General features: G+C 72.3%; 18 protein-coding genes. 14 read left to right on the forward strand and 4 right to left on the reverse strand.

Annotated features, from left to right (window positions below):
* Positions 1 to 96 precede the first annotated feature (96 nt).
* On the reverse strand, positions 97 to 1,311 hold the full coding sequence (locus tag E1284_RS25060) for a hypothetical protein (protein ID WP_131942586.1): 1,215 nt from the start codon (positions 1,309 to 1,311) through the stop codon (positions 97 to 99).
* Between the two features lie 383 nt (positions 1,312 to 1,694).
* Here E1284_RS25060 and E1284_RS25065 point away from each other — a divergent pair, with 383 nt between their 5' ends.
* The 4 genes from E1284_RS25065 (at position 1,695) to E1284_RS25080 (ending at position 7,862) form a co-directional block, all read left to right on the forward strand.
* On the forward strand, positions 1,695 to 3,029 hold the full coding sequence (locus E1284_RS25065; protein WP_243714737.1) for a hemolysin family protein: 1,335 nt from the start codon (positions 1,695 to 1,697) through the stop codon (positions 3,027 to 3,029).
* Positions 3,026 to 4,042: a hemolysin family protein gene (locus E1284_RS25070; protein WP_131942588.1), complete on the forward strand. Its 1,017-nt coding sequence runs from the start codon at positions 3,026 to 3,028 to the stop codon at positions 4,040 to 4,042. The genes E1284_RS25065 and E1284_RS25070 overlap by 4 nt, the downstream gene beginning before the upstream one ends.
* 108 nt (positions 4,043 to 4,150) lie before the next feature.
* Entirely contained in the window at positions 4,151 to 5,167 is a 1,017-nt protein-coding gene (locus E1284_RS25075; protein ID WP_131942589.1) for a cation diffusion facilitator family transporter, read from the forward strand.
* A 79-nt stretch (positions 5,168 to 5,246) separates the two neighbouring features.
* Entirely contained in the window at positions 5,247 to 7,862 is a 2,616-nt protein-coding gene (locus E1284_RS25080) for a coiled-coil domain-containing protein (RefSeq protein ID WP_131942590.1), read from the forward strand.
* On the opposite strand, the gene E1284_RS25085 is transcribed toward E1284_RS25080, so the two are convergent.
* A complete protein-coding gene (locus E1284_RS25085; protein ID WP_131942591.1) occupies positions 7,859 to 8,242 on the reverse strand; it encodes a phage holin family protein in 384 nt (127 codons plus the stop codon). The two genes, E1284_RS25080 and E1284_RS25085, sit on opposite strands and share 4 nt — an antisense overlap.
* 82 nt (positions 8,243 to 8,324) lie before the next feature.
* Entirely contained in the window at positions 8,325 to 8,762 is a 438-nt protein-coding gene (locus E1284_RS25090) for a hypothetical protein (RefSeq protein WP_207923944.1), read from the reverse strand.
* Positions 8,763 to 8,945: 183 nt separating this feature from the next.
* On the opposite strand from E1284_RS25090, the gene E1284_RS25095 reads away from it, so the two are divergent.
* Complete coding sequence (locus E1284_RS25095) at positions 8,946 to 9,605, forward strand: HAD family hydrolase (RefSeq protein ID WP_131942592.1); 660 nt, start codon at positions 8,946 to 8,948, stop codon at positions 9,603 to 9,605.
* A gap of 44 nt (positions 9,606 to 9,649) precedes the next feature.
* Entirely contained in the window at positions 9,650 to 11,503 is a 1,854-nt protein-coding gene (recQ, locus tag E1284_RS25100; protein WP_131942593.1) for a DNA helicase RecQ, read from the forward strand.
* A gap of 26 nt (positions 11,504 to 11,529) precedes the next feature.
* Here recQ and E1284_RS25105 read toward each other — a convergent pair whose 3' ends face one another.
* Entirely contained in the window at positions 11,530 to 12,870 is a 1,341-nt protein-coding gene (locus E1284_RS25105; protein ID WP_131942594.1) for a flavin monoamine oxidase family protein, read from the reverse strand.
* A 64-nt stretch (positions 12,871 to 12,934) separates the two neighbouring features.
* Between E1284_RS25105 and E1284_RS25110 the strand changes: the two genes are divergently transcribed.
* From E1284_RS25110 to E1284_RS25145, 8 genes are all read left to right on the forward strand, one after another.
* Positions 12,935 to 13,522 (forward strand): TetR/AcrR family transcriptional regulator, encoded by a 588-nt coding sequence (locus E1284_RS25110; RefSeq protein ID WP_131942595.1) that lies wholly within the window; start codon positions 12,935 to 12,937, stop codon positions 13,520 to 13,522.
* Positions 13,523 to 13,587: 65 nt separating this feature from the next.
* Positions 13,588 to 14,052, forward strand: a complete 465-nt coding sequence (locus E1284_RS25115; RefSeq protein ID WP_131942596.1) for a hypothetical protein — start codon at positions 13,588 to 13,590, stop codon at positions 14,050 to 14,052.
* Positions 14,053 to 14,128: 76 nt separating this feature from the next.
* Positions 14,129 to 14,812 carry a response regulator transcription factor gene (locus tag E1284_RS25120; RefSeq protein WP_131942597.1) on the forward strand — a complete coding sequence of 228 codons (684 nt, stop codon included), beginning with the start codon at positions 14,129 to 14,131 and terminating at the stop codon, positions 14,810 to 14,812.
* On the forward strand, positions 14,809 to 16,158 hold the full coding sequence (locus tag E1284_RS25125; protein WP_131942598.1) for a sensor histidine kinase: 1,350 nt from the start codon (positions 14,809 to 14,811) through the stop codon (positions 16,156 to 16,158). Before E1284_RS25120 ends, E1284_RS25125 begins: the two co-directional genes overlap by 4 nt.
* A gap of 80 nt (positions 16,159 to 16,238) precedes the next feature.
* Positions 16,239 to 17,213: an alpha/beta fold hydrolase gene (locus tag E1284_RS25130; protein WP_131942599.1), complete on the forward strand. Its 975-nt coding sequence runs from the start codon at positions 16,239 to 16,241 to the stop codon at positions 17,211 to 17,213.
* Positions 17,204 to 18,061 carry an SDR family NAD(P)-dependent oxidoreductase gene (locus E1284_RS25135; protein ID WP_131942600.1) on the forward strand — a complete coding sequence of 286 codons (858 nt, stop codon included), beginning with the start codon at positions 17,204 to 17,206 and terminating at the stop codon, positions 18,059 to 18,061. The genes E1284_RS25130 and E1284_RS25135 overlap by 10 nt, the downstream gene beginning before the upstream one ends.
* Positions 18,062 to 18,610: 549 nt before the next feature.
* On the forward strand, positions 18,611 to 19,240 hold the full coding sequence (locus E1284_RS25140) for an acetate uptake transporter (protein ID WP_131942601.1): 630 nt from the start codon (positions 18,611 to 18,613) through the stop codon (positions 19,238 to 19,240).
* Between the two features lie 114 nt (positions 19,241 to 19,354).
* Complete coding sequence (locus E1284_RS25145) at positions 19,355 to 20,983, forward strand: NAD(P)/FAD-dependent oxidoreductase (protein WP_131942602.1); 1,629 nt, start codon at positions 19,355 to 19,357, stop codon at positions 20,981 to 20,983.
* The last annotated feature ends 8 nt before the right edge of the window (positions 20,984 to 20,991 follow it).

Consider the following 20,991-nt stretch of genomic DNA (forward strand, 5'->3'; position numbering starts at 1 on the left):
CGGCGGGCGCCGGCTCGGGGGCGGGGGCCATGCCGCAGACGTCGCAGAACCCGTCCGCGTCGATGGCGCCCGTGCAGCCGGGCTGGGTGCATCGGTTCATCGCCGCGTCCCCGTCTCGCTCTCGCTCGCCCTGATCGCCCGCTGGAACTCCGCGAGGACCGCGGTGGCCCGGCGCAGGTCGCAGGGCGCCGTCCACAGCATCTCGCGGGCCTCGCCGTACAGCGCGGTGAGCCGCTCGTCCTCGACGAGGCCGAGGCGCGCGGCCTTGGCCCGGTAGGCCTCCAGGCGCCCGCGCAGCTCGCCCCGCCGGTCCAGCAGGCCGGCACTGAGACGCAGATCGCCGCGCGCCCGTTCCAGCGCGTCCTCGGCGGCGCGCTCCAACTCGGCGAAGCGGCCCGCCATCTCCACCCAGCGGCCCGCCTCGCGGAGCCGCTCCAGCGCGGCGAGCCGGTCGCGGAGCGCGGTGCCGAGCCCGGTGGCCGGCGCCGGCAGGTTCGGCGAGCGGATCTTGGCGAGCGCGGTCGCGTACGCCTCCCCGGCCCGCCGCTCGGTCTGCTCGGTCTCCTCGATCACCGCCGTGACGCGGGCGAGGAGGTCGGCGTACTCGTCCCGCATCCGGGCGACGCCGGCGAGCTCGTCGCCGAGCGTGGTCAGCACGGCGCGGACGCGGTCGAGCCGGCCGGTGTCCGGACGCCCGTTCCGCACGAACGACAGCGGATCGGTGCGGACCAGCCGCCCCAGCGCGGTCAGCTCCCGCCCGACCCGGTCGAGTTCGGGGTGGCGGGTGCCGTCCAGCGAGTGCGCCAGCCGGGTCGCCGTCCGCCAGCTCTCCTCCGCCTGCTCCAGCGGCGTCAGCAGCGCCGACCAGGCGGTGTCGGCGGCGGCGACCTCCGCCGCGACGAACGTGTAGGCGTCCGACATCATCGCCACCGCCTCGTCCAGCGTGATCCGCCGCTCCTGGGGGCCGAGGAGGGTGCGGTGCTCCAGCGGGACCTCCCCGTCCGGCAGTTCCACCGAGCACCCCGCCAGCAGCCCCGACAGCTCGGTCAGCGCCGCGGCGTCCGGGCGCGGCGAGCGTCCGCGCAGCTCGCACGCCTCTTCCAGGACGCGCTGGTAGGCGTCGAACAGCAGCCACAGCGTCGCCAGCCGCGATTGCGCGTTCTCCCACCGCCGCCACGTCTCGCCGGTGAGCCGGGCGCCCTTGAGCAGGCGCGTTCCGGGCTGGTCCTCGAGGTCGACCAGGGACGTGGAGATGCGTTCGCGCTCGTCCCGCAGCTTTCGCAGGGCATGGTCGACGCCTTCACGACTCATGGGCGCGGCGGCCCCGGCCCCGCTCTGGTCCAACGTCTGCCCCGCGATCGCTTCTCCGGTCCCCCGAGCATGCCCTTTGGCGGCGCCGGTCTGGGAGCACGGACCGGTCCACTATCGGACGTACGCTCTCATACAAGTGTGATCCGTGACACTAACCGAGACAAGGTGCTTTCGCCCACGCCCGCCGCATTCCGCGTGCTCGGCGTGCCCTCCCGGCAGTGGACGCCGGCCGCCGCCCCGTACCCTTTCCACCGGGAACGTCGTTGTGCCGAGTGACGTTACGACAGGTAGTCCGTCTACGAGAGGAGTGGTGAGTCCGCGGTGTCGGACCCCAGTCATAGACCCGGTGCCTCATGGTGAGCGCGGCACTGGGCGTACTCGCAGTGATCCTTCTCACCGCGGCGACCGGGTACTTCGTCGCCCAGGAGTTCGCCTACGTCGCCGCCGACCGCGCGACGCTGGAGCAGGCCGCCGAACGCGGCGACACGTCCGCGAAGAGGGCCCTGAAGGTCATCAGCAGGGTCTCGTTCATGCTGTCGGGCGCGCAGCTCGGAATCACGATGACGACCCTGGTCGTCGGATTCATCGCCAAGCCCGCCCTCGCCGAACTGATCCAGCCGCTGCTGGACGTCGTGGGCCTCCCCGCGGGGGCTACGGGCGCGATCGCCCTGGCGACCGGCTTCGTCCTGGCGACGCTCATCCAGATGCTCCTGGGCGAGCTGTTCCCCAAGAACCTCGCGCTGGCGCGCGCCGAATCGCTCGCGCGCGCCCTGGCCGCGTCCACCCTCGTGTACCTGACCGTCGCCGGGCCGGTGATCCGGCTGTTCGACCGCGCGGCGGAGCGCCTGCTGCGCGCCGTGGGCGTCGAGCCCGTCGAGGAGCTGCACAGCGGCGCGACCCTTGAGGAGCTCGGCGACATCATCGGCAAGTCGCACAGCGCCGGGCACCTGCCCGCCGACCTGTCCGGCCTGCTCGAACGCGCGGTGTCGTTCGGCGACCTGACCGCGGACGAGGTCATGGTGCCGCGCCCGCAGGTCCGGACGCTGCCGTCGACCGCGACCGCCGCCGACCTGATCGCGCTGATCCGGGAGACCGGGCACAGCGCCTACCCCGTCTACGGGACGGAGGTCGACGACGTGATCGGCGTCGCGGGCGTCCGCGAGGTCGCCGACGACGCCCTCGACCCGGCCACCCCGGTCGGCGACATCGCCCGGCCGGCGCTGCTCGTCCCCGGCAGCCAGCCGCTGTACGGGGTCATCGAGCACATGCGCGACTCCCGGCAGGAGTTCGCCTGCGTCGTGGACGAGTACGGCGGCCTCGCCGGCATCCTCACCTTCGAGGACGTCGCCGAGGAGCTCGTCGGGGAGATCACCGACGAGACCGACGGCCTGGAGGACGCGCCGACGTCCGGCCCGGACGGCTCCTGGCTCGTCGACGCCGGCATGCGCATCGACGAGGTCGGCCGCCTCACCGGGCTCGACCTGCCGGAGGGCGACGCCTACGACACGCTCGGCGGGCTCGTCATGGCGGAGCTGCGCCGGCTCCCGTCCGCCGGGGACCGGCTCACCGTGGACCTCGACGCCGGCTCCGTCGAGCTGGAGGTCGTGAGCGTGGTGCGCCGCGTCGCCGAGAAGATCCTGATCAGGACGGCGTCCGTACCGGCGCCCCGCCCGCCGTCCACCGCGCCCGCGCCCTCGACCTCGGTGGAGGTGTCATGAACCCGCTGCCGTCGCTGCTGATCACCGTTCTGCTGCTGATCGGGAACGGGTTCTTCGTCGCGGCCGAGTTCGCGCTGGTCGCGGCCAACCGGTCGCAGCTCGAACGCGCCGCCGCCAAGGGCAGCCGCCCGGCCGTCGCCGCGCTCGCCGGGGTCCGGGAGCTGTCGCTCATGCTCGCGGGCGCCCAGTTCGGCATCACGATGTGCTCACTGGGCCTCGCGATCGTCACCGAGCCCGCGTTCGAGCACTTCCTGGAACCGCCGCTGCACGCGCTCGGCGTCCCCGAGGCGGGCGTGAAGGCCATCGCGCTCGGCACCGCGCTCGCCGTCGTCACGTTCCTGCACATGGTCATCGGGGAGATGGCGCCGAAGTCGTGGGCGATCACGCACCCGGAGCGGTCCGCGCTGATCCTGGCGCTGCCGTTCCGCGCGTTCGCGAAGGTGTCCCGGCCGATCCTGTCGGCGCTGAACGCGACGACGAACGCGCTGCTGCGGCTCTTCCGCGTCACGCCGAAGGACGAGCTGGACAGCCACACCGACCCGGCTCGGCTCAGCCACCTGGTCGGCGAGTCGCGCCGCCTCGGCCTCATCGGGCGGCACGACCACGAGCTGCTCCGCCGCGCCATCTCGGCGCGGGTGGCGACCGTCGGGCACCTCATCGTGCCCGCCACGTCCGTCACCACGATCGGCGCGGACGCGACCGCCGCGCAGATCCGCCGGACGGCCACGGCCAGCGGGCACAACCGGCTGCTCGTCCAGGCCGGGGACGGCGCGATGACGGGGATCGTGCACGTCCGCGCCGCCATCACCGAGCCCAACGGGGACCGGCGCGCGGACGAGCTGGCGCACCCGGCGCCCGTCCTGACGGCGGAGACGACCGTCCTGGACGCGGTCAGCCGCATGCGCCGGGACCACGCCCAGCTCGCCGTGGTGAACGACGAGCGGGGCGAGTTCGCGGGCATCGTCACCCTGGACGACCTCCTGGCGGAGCTACTGGCGACGAACCCGCACTGACGAAGAGCCCGCACCGACGAGCAGACCGCACCGGCATAGGCCGCGTACCTGCGACGACAGCGCAGTTATCGAGATGCTGCAACGGGATTCGTGGTTCATCGTGGACACATGAGCGCACACGGGCACGGCCACGGACACGGGCACCGGCACGGCCGGATCGGGCGCCTCGGGCACATCCTGCGGCCGCACTCCCACGAGGCGGCCGACAAGGTGGACTCGGCACTGGAGGCGAGCGCCCAGGGCATGCGCGCCCTGTGGATCTCGCTGGCGGGCCTGGGCGCGACCACCGTCCTTCAGGCGGCGGTGGTCGCGTTCACCGGTTCGGTGGCGCTGCTGGGCGACACTCTCCACAACGCCGCGGACGCGCTCACGGCCGTCCCGCTGGGGATCGCGTTCGTGCTGGGCAGGCGTCCGCCCACCCGCCGCTACACCTACGGCTACGGGCGCGCCGAGGACCTGGCGGGCGTCTTCATCGTCGTGGCCATCGCCGCCTCCTGCATCGTCGCGGGATACGCAGCCGTCGAGCGCCTCACCCATCCACAGCCTGTGGAACATCTGCCGGCCGTGGCCGGGGCCGCCCTGGTCGGCTTCCTGGGCAACGAACTGGTGGCCCGCTACCGGATCCGTGTGGGCCGCCGCATAGGGTCGGCGGCCCTCGTCGCCGACGGTCTCCATGCGCGCACGGACGGATTCGCGTCCCTGGCGGTTCTCCTGGGCGCGGGCGGCATCGCCCTGGGCGCCCCGTGGGCCGACCCGGTGGTGGGCCTGCTCATCACGGCCGCGATCTCGGTCGTGCTCTGGCAAACGGCCCGCGAGGTCTGGCGCCGCCTCATGGACGCCGTGGACCCGGCCCTGGTCGACCGCGCCGAAACGGCCCTCGCCTCAACACCGGGCGTGCTCGCCGTGGGCGACGTCCGCCTCCGCTGGATCGGCCACAACCTGCGCGCCGAATGCGACGTCATCGTGGACCCCGGCTGCACCCTCGTCCGCGCCCACCAAGTGGCCGTGGACGCCGAGCACAGCCTCCTGCACGCGCTGCCGCGCCTCACCGGCGCCCTCGTCCACCCCGACCCCGAGGCCCGCGACGGTGAAGATCATCACGCCGTCCTCGCGGGCCACCGCTGATCCCCGACCTGTGAGACGTTAGTCCCGGGCAGAAGGGGAAATTACGCCCCGGACGGTCGATCTGGGACGGGATGACGTCGTGAAGCAGCCGGCAGACACCAACGAGCCTGACGAGCAGCACCCTGAGGGACCCCCACCCGCCGAGGACGAAGTGGATCTTCGAGCCGGGCTGGAGACCGTCCCCATCGACGCCGGGGAGCCCACCCCGGCACTGGGGACGGACGAGGTCGGCTGGGGCGGACGCGAACTGGTCGAGAGCGTCTACGCGCCGCTGAGCGAGTTCTACGAACGGCTCGACGCGCAGCTCAGAGAGGTTCCCGAGGACGTCCCGCCGGTCGGCTGGGCACCGCACATCGCGGCCCTGCGAGCCGTGCGCGCCGGACAGGTCGCGGGCGACTGGGAGACGCTGGCCCGCTTCCTGGTGGCCCCCGGCACCCTGGACGAAACGGACACCCTGCGCCTGGTCCACGTCGAGGAGGGCGGCGAGGCCGACGCCGTCCGAAAGGCGATCAAGGAACTCACGGCGTCGGACGCACGGGCCCTCCTCGTCGCCCCCACCCCGGAGCAGGCCACCGACCTGCTGCGGACCATGGAGAGCGACTCCGAGATCTTCTCCCTGCTGATCGAGACACGCCCCGAAACAGCGGAATCCCGCTCGGTGCGGACCCAAGCCCTCCCGCCGATCGAAGAAGAGCCGCCCGCAGCGGAGGAAGCACCCGAACCACCGCCGGTGAGGGAGCCCGGCACCCACGGAACCGTAGAGTTCAAGCCCCTGACAGGCCCCGAGCCGGATGAGAGCGAGAGCGCCTCCACCGTCACACGAGCGGAACCGCTGCCTTCGCTACCGGACGAGCTACACGAAGCTGACAGCGCGGCCCCCCTCCCTGAAGACGAACCCCCCGCCACGTCACCCGAGCCCAGCGAGAGCGCATCCACCGTCACGCGGGTCGAACCGCTGCCGTCACTACCGGACGAGCTGGATGAGGACGACAGCGCGGTCACTCTGCCCGAGGGTGAGTCAGTGCTTGCTGCACCGGTCGAGGACGAGGCCGTCCCTTCGGCGCCGGAGGGGCGGGTGCGGGCGGCGGCGCTGCGGCCTGTCGGGGAGGCGTGGCGGCAGGCGTGGGAGACGGAGGTGCGGCTGCTGCGGCGCGGGCTGATGTGGCTGGAGCAGTGGCCGCGGGACGCGGCGGCGCTGCAGGCCGTCCAGGCGGAGAACCTGCGGCGCGCCGAGCAGCTGGAGGCCGAGCAGACGGCGCTGCGGAACGGCATCGAGGAGGCGCGGAGCACGGCGGCCGCGGCCGAGCAGGCGGCCGGTGAGGCGGAGGCCGAGGCGGAGCGGCTCGCCGCCGTCCAAGCCGAGACCGAGGCCGAGCTGGTGGAGCCGCGTGCGGAGGCCGACCGGCTGCAGGCGGAGGCGGACCAGGCGTCCGACGAGGCGACCGCCATGACCCGGACGGCCGACGCGTCCTACGCGCGCTGCGCGCAGTTGGACGAGCGGGCGAAGACGGCGCAGGCGGAGCTGCAGGGCGCGCGGGAGGCGGAGGCGTCCCTGAGCGACGAGCTGGCGCGGGCGCGCGAGGCGCTGCCCGCCGCGGCTGAGGAGGCGCACCGGCTGACGGCGGCGGACGCCGACGCCGCCGCCGAGGGGCATGCCGCCTACTACCGGCTGGTGTCGGCGGAGTCGGCGCTGTCGGCGGTCCGCCGGAAGATGACGCTGGGGCAGCGGCTGCACGTGGCGTCGCCGCCGGCGGAGCTGAGCGGCCTGCGCGCCGAGGTCAAGGCCCGGACGCGGGAGGCCGACGAGGCCGCCACGCGGGCGCGCGAGGCCAAGGACGCCGCCGAGTACGCCGAGCGGGTGCGCCGGGGGCTCGCGTCGTTCGTGTCCGAGGGCGGGGCGCGGCTGGAGCAGGCGAAGGAGGCCCAGGAGCGGCTCGGCACCGAGCTGACCTGGCTGGCGACCGAGCGGGAGAAGGCCGCGGCCGAGCACCGGGAGCACGCCCGGCGCGCCACGGAGGCCGTGGAGAAGGCGACGGAGGCGGGGCTGCTGGCGCGCACGGCGCACCAGGCCGCCAAGGAGATCGAGGACCGGCTGACCGCCGCCCGGACGTCCCGCGAGAGCGCGCTCGCGGCGGCGGCCCGCGCCCGCGCGGACGCCGGGAACGCGGCGGCGAAGGCGGACAAGATGGCGGCCGCGCTGGAGCGCCGCACGGCGGAGGCGGCCGAGGAGACGGCGGTCCGGGAGAGCGACCTGGAGACGGTCGCGCAGGCCGAGGCCCGGACGCGGGAGAACGTCGCGGAGATCTGCGGCGCCGACCCCGCCGAGGACCCGGAGGCGGTCTCCGCGCACCAGCGCCGCGCGATGGCCCGGATCGAGCAGCTCACCGGCTATCTGGCGGGCGGCCGGACGGTGGAGAGCGAGGTCCTGCTGCGCACCGCCGACGTCGTCGTGGGAACGCCGCTCGGCGCCGCCCTCACCGCCCCCGACCAGGAGTTCGACGCGCTGATCATCGCGGACGCGGGGGCGCTGACGGACGCCGAGTTCCTCCTCGGTGCCGTCCGGACGCACCGCTGGATACTGATCGGCGCGCCCGGATCGCGTCCGCAGCGGTACCGCGAGTACGCCGGTGGGCCGCCGGACCGGCTGGAGCGCGGCCCCTTCGAACGCGCGGCCCTCACCGGCTCTAGCGGCTAGTCGTCATCGTCGTCGTCCGGGAGGAGGAGGTGCAGGAGCCAGCCGACGATGCCGACGACGATCGCGCCCCAGAACGCGGGCCAGAAGCCGTCGACGTGGAAGGGCAGTTCGAGGCGCTGCGCGACCTCGCTCGTCAGCAGGAGCAGCAGCGCGTTCACGACGAGGCCGATCAGCCCCAGCGTGAGGACGTAGAACGCGCAGCCGAGGGTCTTGATGATCGGCTTGAGGACGGCGTTGACCAGGCCGAAGATGACGGCGACCGCGACCAGCGTGAGGACGCGCCGGCCGGTCGTCTGATCGCCGAGCGCGATGCCGTCGATCACGACCGTGGCGACCCACAGGGCGACCGCGGTGATGCCCACCTTGAGAAGAATCCGCACACCACGATCATGTCGGGTGCGCGGTGCGTCCCGCATCCCTCTAGGTGACGATCTGGGCGGATCGTCCGGTCACCGCCGCGGACTACTCGTTGCGCTCGAAGAAGGGGGACGCGGCGGGGATGCGGGACCGGGGGGCGACGCGGACGCCCTGCACCGAGGTGGCCGCGGGCTCGGGCTGCGCGCCCCGCCGCGGAGCGTTCTGCCGGACGCGGGCGAGTTCGCGCTCCAGGCGGCGCTTCTCCATCTCCAGCGTGGTGAGCGACTCCTCGTGCTCCTCGCGGAGGTCGCGGAGGTCGCGGCGGTTGCGGATGCGGCGGGCGGCGCCCGAGACGGTGAGCGTCATGCCGAGGACGAACACGACGGCCACGCCCGCGCCGGCCAGGAACACCTGCCATTCGTTGTTCAGGCCCGGCACGGTCTGGCCGAAGAGGACGAGGTGCGCGGCGTCGGTGTTGTCGAGGACGACGCCGGCACCGACGGCGATGGCGGCCGCGACCAGGAGAAAACCGAGGAACACCATGGGCGGATCTCCTCTGCAGTGACTCCGGAGGGGGTACGGAGGTGCACCACGATGCCAGACCGAAACTGGATCATGTCGGATTCGCGGCATAAATCCGGTACAGCCGGCCCGTCCGGGAGGCGGTTCTGCCCCGGTGGCAGGGGGTAGTGGACCGGAAATCGCGCCGAGATCACTGGAGGTCCCATGTCCGTGCAGGCCATCGTGTTCGACCTGGACGGGGTGCTGATCGACTCGGAGCCGGTGTGGGAGGAGGTGCGCCGCGCCTACGTCGCCGACCACGGCGGGCGCTGGCTGCCCGACACCCAGGACCGGCTGATGGGCATGAGCACCGAGGAGTGGGCCGCCTACATCGCCACCGATCTCGTCGACGGCGTCACCGCGGAGGACGTCGCCTACGAGGTGATCGACCAGATGTCGCAGCGGTACGCGAACGGGCTGCCGCTGCTGCCGGGCGCCGAGGAGGCCGTCCGCCGGATGGCCGGGTACCGTCCGCTGGGCCTGGCCAGCTCGTCGCCGCGCGCCCTGATCGACCTGGTGCTCGGCGAACTCGGGGTCGAGGGCCTGTTCCGCACGACCGTGTCCACCGAGGAGGTCGAGTACGGCAAGCCGGCACCGGACGGGTATCTCACGGTCGCCGCGCAGATGGAGGTCCCGGCCGGCGACTGCGTCGCCATCGAGGACTCCAGCAACGGGCTGCGCTCGGCGCACGCGGCCGGCATGACGGTGATCGCGATCCCGCGTCCGGCGCATCCGGCGGCGCCGGACGCGCTGGCCCTCGCCTCCCACGTCGCGTCCGGGCTGGACGAGGTCACCCCGGATCTGGTGAAGGTTATCCACAGGTGAGGGTTTCGGGGGCAGGTGTCGGCGGCGGTTCATAGTATGGGCCGATGACTTCCCCCGAGACGACGGAGACACCGGAGACGCTCGACGTCCTGCGGCGCGTGTTCGGCTACGACGCGTTCCGGGACGGCCAGCGGGAGATCATCGAGCACGTCGTCGCCGGCGGGGACGCGCTCGTCCTGATGCCGACCGGCGGCGGGAAGTCGCTGTGCTACCAGATCCCGGCGCTGGTCCGGAAGGGCACCGGCATCGTCATCTCGCCGCTCATCGCCCTCATGCAGGACCAGGTGGACGCGCTGCGCACGCTCGGCGTCCAGGCCGGCTTCCTCAACTCCACTCAGGACCTCGACGAGCGCCGCGTGGTCGAGGCCCAGTTCGTCGCGGGCGAGCTCGACCTGCTGTACCTCGCGCCCGAACGGCTGCGCCTCCCCGCGACCGTCGAGCTGCTCGACCGCGGCGACGTCTCGCTCTTCGCGATCGACGAGGCGCACTGCGTGTCGCAGTGGGGGCACGACTTCCGCCCCGACTACCTGATGCTGTCCGGCCTGCACGAACGCTGGCCGGACGTCCCGCGCATCGCCCTCACCGCGACCGCGACCGAGACGACCCGCCGCGAGATCGCCGCCCGCCTCAACCTCGAACCCGGCCCGGGGGCGAAGACGCGCCATTTCGTCGCGAGCTTCGACCGTCCCAACATCCAGTACCGGATCGAGCCGAAGACCGACGCCAAGCGCCAGCTCCTCCGCCTCCTCCAGACCGAGCACAAGGGCGACGCCGGGATCGTCTACTGCCTCTCCCGCAACTCGGTCGAGAAGCACGCGGCGTTCCTCACCGAGAACGGCATCGAGGCCCTCCCGTACCACGCGGGCCTGGACGCCGGGACGCGCGCCGCGAACCAGGCCCGCTTCCTCCGCGAGGACGGCCTCGTCATCGTCGCGACCATCGCGTTCGGCATGGGCATCGACAAGCCCGACGTCCGCTTCGTCGCCCACCTCGACCTGCCCAAGTCCGTCGAGGGCTACTACCAGGAGACGGGCCGCGCCGGGCGCGACGGCCTGCCGTCCACCGCCTGGCTCGCCTACGGCCTGCAGGACGTCGTCAACCTGCGCAAGATGATCGACGGCGGCGAGGGCGACGCCGCGCACCGCCGCCGCCAGAGCATCCACCTCGACTCCATGCTCGCCCTCTGCGAGACGGTCGAATGCCGCCGCGTCCGGCTCCTGGACTACTTCGGCCAGTCGGGCGAGCCCTGCGGCAACTGCGACACGTGCCTGACCCCGCCCGAGACCTGGGACGCGACCGTCCCGGCCCAGAAGGTCCTCTCGGTGATCGTCCGGCTCGACCGCGAACGCCGCCAGAAGTTCGGCGCCGGGCACATCATCGACATCCTGCTCGGCAAGCGGAGCGCCAAGGTCATCCAGTTCGACCACGACTCGCTGAAGCCCTTCGGCGTCGGCACCGAACTGCGCGAGGCCGAGTGGCGCGGCGTCGTCCGCCAGCTCCTCGCCCAGGGCCTGATCGCCGTGGAGAGCAACCACGGCACCCTGCTCCAGACCGAGACGAGCGGCGACGTCCTGCGCGGCGAGCGCACGGTGATGATGCGCCGCGAACCCGAACGTCCCGCCACGAAGGCGGCCAAGGCCGCGAAGACCGCCAAGGCCCCGGTCGACCTGCCCGCCGAGGCGATGCCCCTCTTCGAGCGCCTGCGCGCCTGGCGCGCCGCCACCGCCAAGGAGCAGGGCGTCCCCGCCTACGTGATCTTCCACGACGCCACCCTCCGCGAGATCGCCACCGCCCTCCCCACGACCCTCGCGGAACTGGGCCGAGTGAACGGCGTAGGCGAGAACAAACTCGCGAAGTACGGCGACCAGGTCCTAGAAACCCTCGCCACCCCCGACTGACGCCTGGGCGGCGGTCGCCGGGTGGGTCAGAGGGCTTGGGCCGCTTCCTTCGCGGTGCGGTGGGCGGATTCGACGGCACCGTCGGTGTAGCCGGCCCAGCGGGTCGCGGTTTCGGTGCCCGCCCAGTGGAGGGGGCCTACGGGGCGGCGCAGGGACGGGCCGTAGCGGGTCAGGGTGCCTGGGGTGGCGAAGGCGCCGTAGCAGCCGCGCGAGTACTCCTCCTCCGCCCAGTCGCGCTCGATGTAGGCGATCGGGTTCTTCGCGCGCGGGCCGAAGTAGGCGGTCAGGTCGGCGATGACCTGGGCGCGGCGGTCCGCGGGGGACAGGCGCGCGGCGATGTCGGCGTGGCGTCCCTCCAGGAAGCCGACCAGGACGCCCGGACCGCCGCCCTCCGGGGTGTTGTCGAAGGTGACGCCGAACGGGCGGCGGTCGCTGGTCACCTGGCCGCTGAACCCGTCCGCCCGCCAGAACGGCTCGTCGTAGGCGACGTTCACCTTGATCACGCGTCCCATCGGCATGCGCTGGACGAGCTGGTCGCGGTCCCCCGGCAGGCCGGGGCCGAAGCGGATGCGGGCGGCGAGCGGCGGCGGGACGGCGATGATCGCGCGCCGCGCCCGCACCTCGCCGGTGGCGGCGCGGATGCGGACCGAGTCGTCCGTCCACTCGATGTCCGTGACCGGGGAGTTGAGGACGACCCGGTCGCCCAGTTCGGCCGCGAGGGCGAGCGCGATCCGCTGGGAGCCGCCGCAGACGCGGTCCTGCTGCGCGCCGCCGGTCGTGTCGATCAGCGGGTCGAGCCCGCCGGCGGACGCCAGGTAGAAGCCCGCCCACAGCGCCGACATGTCGCCCGCCTCGGCCGAGAAGACCGCCTGCGTGATCAGCCGCATGAACGCACGGCCCCCGCTCGTGCGCATGGTCCGGCGGATCCACGTCTCGAAGGTCTGCCCGTCGAGCGCGGCGGCGCGGCGGGCCTTCCACGGCTCGTCCGCCGGGATCCCGCGGACCAGGCGGGCGACGCGGAGCTGCGCCTGCGCGATGTCGGCGAGCGTGAGCGGGGAGAGCCGCGGGATGCGGCCGGTGTACTCGCCGCGCGTCCGGCCGAGTTCGGCGATGTGCCGTCCCTCGTCGTAGGTCGGGTAGGTGGAGAGGCCGAGGTCGGCGATCAGGGCGAGCACCCTGTCCTGCCCGGGGCCGACCCACTGGCCGCCGACCTCGATCGGCTCCCCGCCGGGCAGTTCGCCGTTGAGCAGCCGCCCGCCGACCCGGTCGCGCGCCTCCAGGACGACGACGTCGTGTCCGTCCCGGACGAGGTCGCGCGCGGCGACCAGCCCGGCCACCCCGGCCCCGACGATCGCGATGTCCGCCATGCCCCCCACGTCCCCTCATGCGTGACGCATCTTACATACACTGTGTATGTGTTATACATGCCGCATGGAGCATGTCAAGACCCGGCGGGAGCGGTACGTCGAGAGCACGCGCACCGCGCTCCTCGACACCGGCCGCCGGTTCTTCGCCGAGCGCGGCTTCACCGACGTGTCCGCCGAAGAGCTCGTCCGCGCCGCCGGGCTCACCCGCGGCGCCCTGTACCACCACTTCGCCGGGAAGCAGGGCCTGTTCGAGGCCGTCTTCGAGGACATGGAGGCACAGGCGGCGGAGCGCATCACCACCGCGATGGCCCGCGAGGACGAGCCCTTCGCGCGGGCGGCCGAAGGCGTCCGCGCGTTCCTGGAGGTCTGCTCCGACCCCGAGTACCGCGAGATCGTCCTGCTCCAGGGGCCGATCGCGCTCGGCTGGCAGCGCTGGCGCGAACTCGACCAGCGCCACCTCGGCACGATCCTGACGAGCGGCCTCACGGAACTCCTCGGCGAGTCCGGCCCGCATCCTCTCGGCCTCACCACGGCCGCCTTCTACGGCGCGCTGACCGAGCTGGCCCTCTCCATGGCCGACGCCGACGACCCCGCGCGGGCGCGCGAGCAGGCCGTCCGCCTGATCGGCGCCATGCTGAACGGCGTTCGGTGAACTCCCAGGGTTCTCCCAGGATTACCGGAGGACTTCTGCCAGCCGCCTGAGGTTGCATGAGCCGCATGCGAACCACGACCATCGCGGCCGGAGTCGGCGCCGCCGGCCTCCTCGGGCTCGGGCTCTACCTCGCCGTTCCCGCGTCCGCCGCCGATCCCGCCCCGTCGCCGTCCTCCTCCCCGACGGCGAAACACGCCCATCCCGGGCATCCCGGGAAGGGCCATCCGTTCCTGCGGCCGCGCGCCTTCCGCGGCGTCCACGGGGAGGCGACCGTCAAGCGCAAGGACGGCTTCCACCTCGCGACCTGGCAGCGCGGGCAGATCACGTCCGTCACGTCCGGCGGGGTCACCGTCCGCAGCGCCGACGGCGTGTCCTGGACGTGGACGGCCAACGGCGACACCCGCGTCCGCAAGGACGGCGAGAAGTCCGCCCTCAAGGACCTTGCCAAGAACGACGCGGTGCTCGTCGCAGGCGAACGCTCCGGCGACACTCGCACTGCCCGCCTGATCCGCGTCCCCGAGCGCCGCTGAAACCCGCGCGCACGGCCGCGCGCCGGGGCGCGGGCGGTACCTTCGGGCTGGGAGGACGTCCAGCGAAGTGGGGCCGATGAGCGAGAGCCGGCGCGTGCTCGTCGTGGACGACGAGGCCAACATCCGCGACCTGATCGACGTCGCGCTGCGCTTCCACGGCTTCACGACCGTCACCGCCGCGACCGGCGAGGACGCGCTGCGCACCGCCCGCAGGGAGCGGCCCGACCTCGTCCTGCTGGACGTCATGCTCCCCGGCTTGGACGGCTTCGAGGTGTGCCGGCGGCTCCGTGCCGACGGCGACCAGGTCCCGGTGATCTTCCTGACCGCCCGGGACACGCCGTCCGACACCGTCACCGGGCTCACGCTCGGCGGCGACGACTACGTCACCAAGCCGTTCTCGATCGAGGCGCTGATCGCGCGGGTGCACGCCGTCCTGCGCCGCGCCGCCCCGGCCGCGTCCTCGCCGGACACCGTCCTGCGCGTCGGCGACCTCGAACTGGACGAGGCGCACTGGACGGTCCGGCGCGGCGGCGTGGACGTCGACCTGTCACCCACCGAGTTCCGCCTGCTCGCCTACCTGATGCGGAACGCGGGCGTCGTCCTGTCCCGCGCCCAACTGCTCGACGGCGTGTGGGGCTGGGACCACGGCAACCCGCAGGTCGTCGAGACCTACATCAGCTACCTGCGCCGCAAGCTCGACCCGCTCGGCGCGCCGCTCATCCACACCCGGCGCGGGGTCGGCTACGCGCTGCGGCCATGACGCTCAACGCCCGGCTCCTCGCCGGCCTGCTCGCGGTCACCACCGCCGGACTGGCGATCATGGGGCTGGTCAGCGCGCTCGTCCTGAACGGGTACCTGATGCACCGGGTGGACGAGCAGCTCCAGGCCACCCGCGACCGCGCCGTGGCCCGGCTGCGCCCCGGCCTCCCCGAACAGGGCGTCGCCCCCGCCCAGTTCGTGGTGCTCGGCGTCGGTCCGGGCGGACGGGTGCGGGTGCTCAGCGGCGACGACCCGAACCCCGCCCGGGCCGTGGCCGCCATCGAGAGGCTCGGCCCGGACGAGCTGGCCGCCCGCGCCCGCGGCCTCGAACCGTTCTCCCTCCCCGGGCTGCGCGCCGTGGCCCGCCCCTGGCGCAACGGCACCGTCGTCGTCGCGGCCCCGCTCGGCGAAATCCATTCGGCCGTCCGGAACCTGGTGCTGTCGGAGGTCGCGACGGCGGCGCTGCTGCTCGCCGCCCTGATCGTGCTCGGCCGGTGGCTCATCGGGCGCGGCCTCCTGCCGCTGGACCGGATGGCCGCGACCGCGCACGCCATCACCACCGGCGGCGACCTGCGCGCCCGCATGCCCGCGACCGGCCGGCGCACCGAGACCGACCGGCTCGCCGCCGCCGTCAACGTGATGCTGGAGCGGATCGAGCAGGCGTTCTGGGCGCGCAGCAGGTCCGAGGCGCGGGTGCGGGAGTTCGCCGCCGACGCCTCCCACGAGCTGCGGACGCCGCTGACCACCATCCAGGGCTACGCGGAGCTGTACCGGCACGGCGCCCTCGGCCCGGACGAGCTGCCCGACGCGATGCGCCGCATCGAGGGCGAGGCCCGCCGCATGAACGACCTGGTCACCGACCTGCTGGAGCTGGCCCGACTGGACCGCGAGGCGTCTTTGAACCCAGTCCCGACAGACCTGGCCGCCCTTGCCCGGGACGCCGTGGCCGACGCGACCGCCGCCGAGCCTGACCGTCCGGTAAGGCTGGACGCCCCGGACACGCTCATCGCCAACGTCGACGAGTCGCGCATACGCCAGGTCTTCGCGAACCTGCTGGCCAACGTCCGTGCCCACACACCCCCCGGAACGCCTACGACCGTCCGTCTGGCGCCGGGTCTGATCGAGGTCGCGGACGAGGGGCCGGGCATGTCACCGGAGGACGCCGCGCGCGCTTTCGAACGCTTCCACCGCGCGGAGAAGGGCACCGGCGGGACGGGCCTCGGCCTGCCGATCGTGGACGCCATCGCCGCCGCGCACGGCGGCCGCGCCGAAATACGCACCGCGCCTGGTGCCGGCACCACCGTCCGCGTGACCTTGCCCATGGCCGACGGGCGAGGCTCCCACTGAGCGGGACATCGCGGCGCTCCGGGCGATGACGTGCTGCACAGTCGGTCGCACATCGCCCTTGGAGCCCTGAGGAACCGCGCATGGCCGGCTGGAGTCATCGGTACGCGAAGATCAACGGCCTCGACGTCCACTACGTGGAGGAGGGGGCCGGGCCGCTCGTCGTCCTCCTGCACGGCTTCCCGCACACGTGGTTCAGCTGGCGCCACCAGATCGGGCCGATCGCGGACGCCGGGTTCCGCGTCGTGGTGCCCGACATGCGCGGCATGGGGCAGACGTCCGGGCCCGCGGACCCGCGCGAGTACGCTCCGGACCGCATCATCGCCGACGTGACCGGCCTCCTCGACCACCTCGGCGCGGAGAAGGCGGTCTTCAGCGGCCTCGACTTCGGCCTGTTCGCCGCCTACGACCTCGCCTACCACCGTCCCGAGCGGATCGCGGCGATCATCGGGCTGGAGAACCCGTTCATCACCCCGTCGACCGAGCCGCCGCTGGCCATCGCCGCCCGCCAGGCCGCGCGGCACTTCAACCACATCCACTACTTCGTCGCGTCCGGCACCGCCGACGACGACCTCGCCGCCGCGCCCCGCGAATTCCTGCGCAGGCTGTTCTACGCGCTCTCCAGCGACTACCACTACCTCGACGTCTGGCGGAAACCTCCGGGAACGACCTACATCGACGCCCTGCCGGACGCGCCACCGCTCCCCTGGACGTGGCTGACGGACACGGAACTGGAGTTCTACGTCGCCGACTACAGCCGCAGCGGCTTCACCGGCGGGCTGAACTGGTACCGGGCCATGGACCTTTCCTGGGAGTACCGGACGTCGTACGCGGGCCGCAAGAACCCCGTCCCGTTCTACTTCATCGGCAGCGAGCAGGACGTCGACCTGGAGGCATGGCACGGCGACGACCCGCTGAACCACCTCGGCGAGCACTACGAGGATCTGCGCGCTGTCCGGATGGTCGAGAACGCCGGGCACATGATGCAGATGGAGAAGCCGGGCGAGACCACCGCGGCAATGCTGGAATTCCTGGGGGAGATCAAGAAATGGGCGTGACCGAGAACCGGGTGGCGGTCGTCACCGGAGCGAGCCGCGGCGCCGGAAAGGGAATCGCACTGGCCCTCGGCGAAGCCGGGGCGACGGTGTACGTGACCGGACGCACCCGCACCGAAGGCGAACTCCCCGGCACGGTCTTCGCGACCGCGCAGGAGATCACCGAGCGCGGCGGCACCGGCGTCCCGGTGATTTGCGACCATTCCGATGACGCCCAGGTCGAGGCCCTCTTCAAGCAGGTCGAGCGCGAGTCGGGCACGCTCGGCATTCTCGTGAACAACGCCTTCACGATTCCCGGCGGACTGGCCCGGAAGGGCCCCTTCTGGGAGAAGCCGCTGGCGCTCCAGAGCATGTTCGACGTGGGAATGCGCTCGGCCTACGTGGCGAGCTACTACGCGGCCCCGCTGCTCATCGGCGGCGACGGAGGGCTGGTCGTCAACACCTCCTCCTTCGGCGGGCGCTGCTACATGCACGGCCCCGCCTACGGAGCCGGGAAGGCCGCCGTCGACAAGATGGCCCACGACATGGCCATCGACTTCAAGCCCTACAACGTCGCCGCCGTGTCCCTCTGGATGGGCCTGCTGAAGACCGAGCGGAACAGGGCGCTCTTCGAGGGCGTCCCCGACCGCTACCAGTCGTTCGCCGCCGGAGCCGAGTCCCCGGAGTTCAGCGGACGGGTGATCGACGCCCTCGCCCGCCACCCCGACCGGATGCGCTGGAGCGGCCGGGTCCTCATCGGTGCCGAGCTCGGCGAGGAGCTGGGCGTCGTCGACACCGACGGCCGCAGTCCGCGCTCGCACCGCGCCATGCTGGGCGACCCCCCGACCTTCAGCGACGCCGTGGTCGACTGACGCGGCTGTTGTCTAGCCGGTCTAATAACATCCGCCCCAGCGACCCATTCGGCACCCCGGGTGACCGGTCACCCCCTTACCATGACTTGTCGATAATTCGCACAGCTAAATTCAACCTCACCGCCGCTAGGCAAAGATCCCCTCGCGGGCGGGCAAAGCCATCCCAGAGAAGCGAACGCCGCACCCCATCTCGATCACGTCCCGGGACGTCGAGAACGCCCCTACCCTCCCAATTCAACTTTGATGAGTTGACTTTGTAACGATACGTCGGGAATATCCGGCGAACAGGGTCCTGACCGGACGCGCAAACGGAGTTATGATCCGAATCGAGACCGTCCGGATAACGGTCTCCGCAGTTCAGGGACGCATCTGACGCCGTCCGAATAGCGCCGGATGCCTGGCATGACGGTGAGGTCGGATCACTATGGGACGACGTTCCCGCGGGTGCGGCCTTCCCCGACGTCCGTTGCCGCATTCCTTCGTCCATCCCTGCCCGGCCCGTACGAGTCCGAGCGAGACACGGCGATGGGACTCCACCAAGGAGGCACCATGACCTACGTCGAGCAAGAGTCCAGTCCGCAGACACCGCCCTCGGCCGCCGACCCCGCACCCCTGGGGCTCGCGGCCTTCGCCCTGACCACGTTCCTCCTGTCCGCCAAGAACGCCGGCTGGACCGACGGCACCGACGCCTGGCTCGGCTACGCCTTCGCCTACGGCGGCCTCGTCCAGATCCTCGCGGGCATGTGGGAGTTCCGGAACCGGAACGTGTTCGGCTGCACGGCGTTCTCGTCGTACGGCGGTTTCTGGCTCGGCCTCGGGCTGTACGTCGCCCTCATCGCCGGCGGGGCCACCCCCGCCCAGGAGGCCAACGACCTCGGCTGGATCCTCCTCGCCTTCGCGATCTTCAACACCTACATGATGCTGTGGGCGACCCAGGTCAACCAGGCCATCCTCGCCGTCTTCGTCACCCTGGAGGCGACCGAGATCATCCTGTTCATCGGGCAGTTCTCCACCAGCGAGAACACCATCAAGATCGGCGGCTACATCGGCGTCCTCACCGCCGTCTGCGCCTGGTACGCCTCCGCCGCCGGCATCATCAACGGCATGACCGGCCGCACCTTCCTCGGCGTCGGCCGCCCCCTCTTCAAGCACCTCACCTCCAACCCCCAATCCCGCTGACCGCCACCGCTGCGGCGGGCACACCCCGGCCGCCGGTCAAATCTCGCAAAAGGGTCCCGGCGACCAGGCGGTCACGCCCGAAACCGGCCACCTACCAGCCATTACGCTGGGACAGTGACGTCACCGGTCATTCTCGTGGTGGACCACGACCCAGGCTCGCGGCACGCGCTGCTCGCCGACCTGAGGCGCCGGCTGGGCGGAGCGTTCACGGTGAAGGAAGCGAGCTCGCCCGAAGAAGCGCGGACCGCGCTGGAGACGTCGGCGCAGGACAAGGAAGCCGTCGCCCTGCTGATGGTGGACGACGCCTGCGCCGACGTCCTGCCGCCCGCCCAGGAGCTGCACCCCAACGCCAAACGCGTGCTCATGGTGGACCGCGACTACTCCTCGACCAGCCCGGCCGTCCAGGCGATCGCGCTCGGCCACGCCGACTTCCACCTCGTCCGGCCATGGACGAACGACGAATCGATGCATCGCGCGATGAGCGAATTCCTGTCCTCCTGGACGCAGGAGCAGGAACCGGTCTTCGAACTCTTCCGCGTCGTCGCCCGGATGGACGACCCCCGCGTCCTCCGGCTGCGCGACGTGATGGCGCGCTTCAACCTGCCGTTCCTCGTCTACCCCGCCGACGAGGAAACGGGACGGCGGCTGCTGCGGGAAGCCGGCGTGGACGCGTCCCGCCTGCCCGTGGTGATCCGCTACGACGGCAAGGCGTTCGTGGATCCGCAGATTCCCGATCTCGCACGCGCCATCGGGGTCAACGTCGCCAACGACCTCGAAGTCTGCGATATCGCCATCGTCGGTGCCGGACCGGCCGGCCTGACGGCGGCGGTGTACGCGGCCTCCGAAGGACTCGACACCGTCCTGCTGGAACGGGCCTTCTCCGGCGGGCAGGCCGGCACCAGCCCCATGATCAGGAACTATCCGGGCTTTCCGCACGGCATCGCCGGCGGGTACCTGATGGAGCGGACCTGCGAGCAGGCGTGGCTGATGGGCGCGCACATCGTCTTCGCCCAGCAGGCCGTCGGCCTCGAAGCCCGCGGCGACCGCCGGGTGGTCCGCATGGCGGACGGCTCCGAGGTCAGCGCACGCGCGGTACTGATCGCCACCGGGGTCGACTGGCGGCGGCTCGACGTTCCCGGCCTGAATGCCCTGGTCGGAGCCGGCATCTTCTACGGCATGGCCGTCGGCGAGAGCCGCGCGATGCGGGACCAGGACGTCTTCATCGTGGGCGCCGGCAACTCCGCGGGCCAGGGCGCCCTGCACCTCGCCAAGCACGCCCGCACGGTCACACTGGTCGTCCGCGGCGACAACCTGGCGAAGTCGGCGTCGACCTACCTGCTGCGCACCATCGAATCGACCCCGAACATCACCGTCCGCACCCGGACCGAGGTGGTCGGATGCGGCGGCGACGGGCACCTGGAACACCTCACCCTCGCCGACCGGGCCGCGGGCACCACAGAGCAGGTCCCGGCGTCCGCGCTCTTCATCATGATCGGCGGCGAGCCGCACACCCGGTGGCTCCGGGACGCCGTCGCCGCCGACGACCACGGCTACCTCCTCACGGGCTCCGAGATACCCGAGGACACCCGGACCTCCCATCCCCCCACCCCGCTGGAGACGAGCATGCCCGGCGTCTTCGCAGCCGGAGACGTCCGAAAGGGCTCGATCAAGCGAGTCGCCTCAGCGGTGGGCGAGGGCGCCACCGCCGTCCGCTCAATCCACGAATACCTCGCCACCCGCTAGCCGACGAC

The organism is Actinomadura bangladeshensis, from assembly GCF_004348335.1.
GTDB classification, from domain to species: domain Bacteria; phylum Actinomycetota; class Actinomycetes; order Streptosporangiales; family Streptosporangiaceae; genus Spirillospora; species Spirillospora bangladeshensis.

Bases quoted from the DNA above. Each gene is read 5' to 3' on its own strand.
- E1284_RS25075 (WP_131942589.1), top strand. From the start codon at position 4,151: ATGAGCGCACACGGGCACGGCCACGGACACGGGCACCGGCACGGCCGG.
- E1284_RS25110 (WP_131942595.1), top strand. From the start codon at position 12,935: ATGGAGCATGTCAAGACCCGGCGGGAGCGGTACGTCGAGAGCACGCGC.
- E1284_RS25120 (WP_131942597.1), top strand. From the start codon at position 14,129: ATGAGCGAGAGCCGGCGCGTGCTCGTCGTGGACGACGAGGCCAACATC.
- E1284_RS25095 (WP_131942592.1), top strand. From the start codon at position 8,946: ATGTCCGTGCAGGCCATCGTGTTCGACCTGGACGGGGTGCTGATCGAC.
- E1284_RS25140 (WP_131942601.1), top strand. From the start codon at position 18,611: ATGACCTACGTCGAGCAAGAGTCCAGTCCGCAGACACCGCCCTCGGCC.
- E1284_RS25070 (WP_131942588.1), top strand. From the start codon at position 3,026: ATGAACCCGCTGCCGTCGCTGCTGATCACCGTTCTGCTGCTGATCGGG.
- E1284_RS25130 (WP_131942599.1), top strand. From the start codon at position 16,239: ATGGCCGGCTGGAGTCATCGGTACGCGAAGATCAACGGCCTCGACGTC.
- recQ (WP_131942593.1), top strand. From the start codon at position 9,650: ATGACTTCCCCCGAGACGACGGAGACACCGGAGACGCTCGACGTCCTG.
- E1284_RS25105 (WP_131942594.1), bottom strand. From the start codon at position 12,870: ATGGCGGACATCGCGATCGTCGGGGCCGGGGTGGCCGGGCTGGTCGCC.
- E1284_RS25115 (WP_131942596.1), top strand. From the start codon at position 13,588: ATGCGAACCACGACCATCGCGGCCGGAGTCGGCGCCGCCGGCCTCCTC.
- E1284_RS25060 (WP_131942586.1), bottom strand. From the start codon at position 1,311: ATGAGTCGTGAAGGCGTCGACCATGCCCTGCGAAAGCTGCGGGACGAG.
- E1284_RS25135 (WP_131942600.1), top strand. From the start codon at position 17,204: ATGGGCGTGACCGAGAACCGGGTGGCGGTCGTCACCGGAGCGAGCCGC.
- E1284_RS25090 (WP_207923944.1), bottom strand. From the start codon at position 8,762: ATGGTGTTCCTCGGTTTTCTCCTGGTCGCGGCCGCCATCGCCGTCGGT.
- E1284_RS25125 (WP_131942598.1), top strand. From the start codon at position 14,809: ATGACGCTCAACGCCCGGCTCCTCGCCGGCCTGCTCGCGGTCACCACC.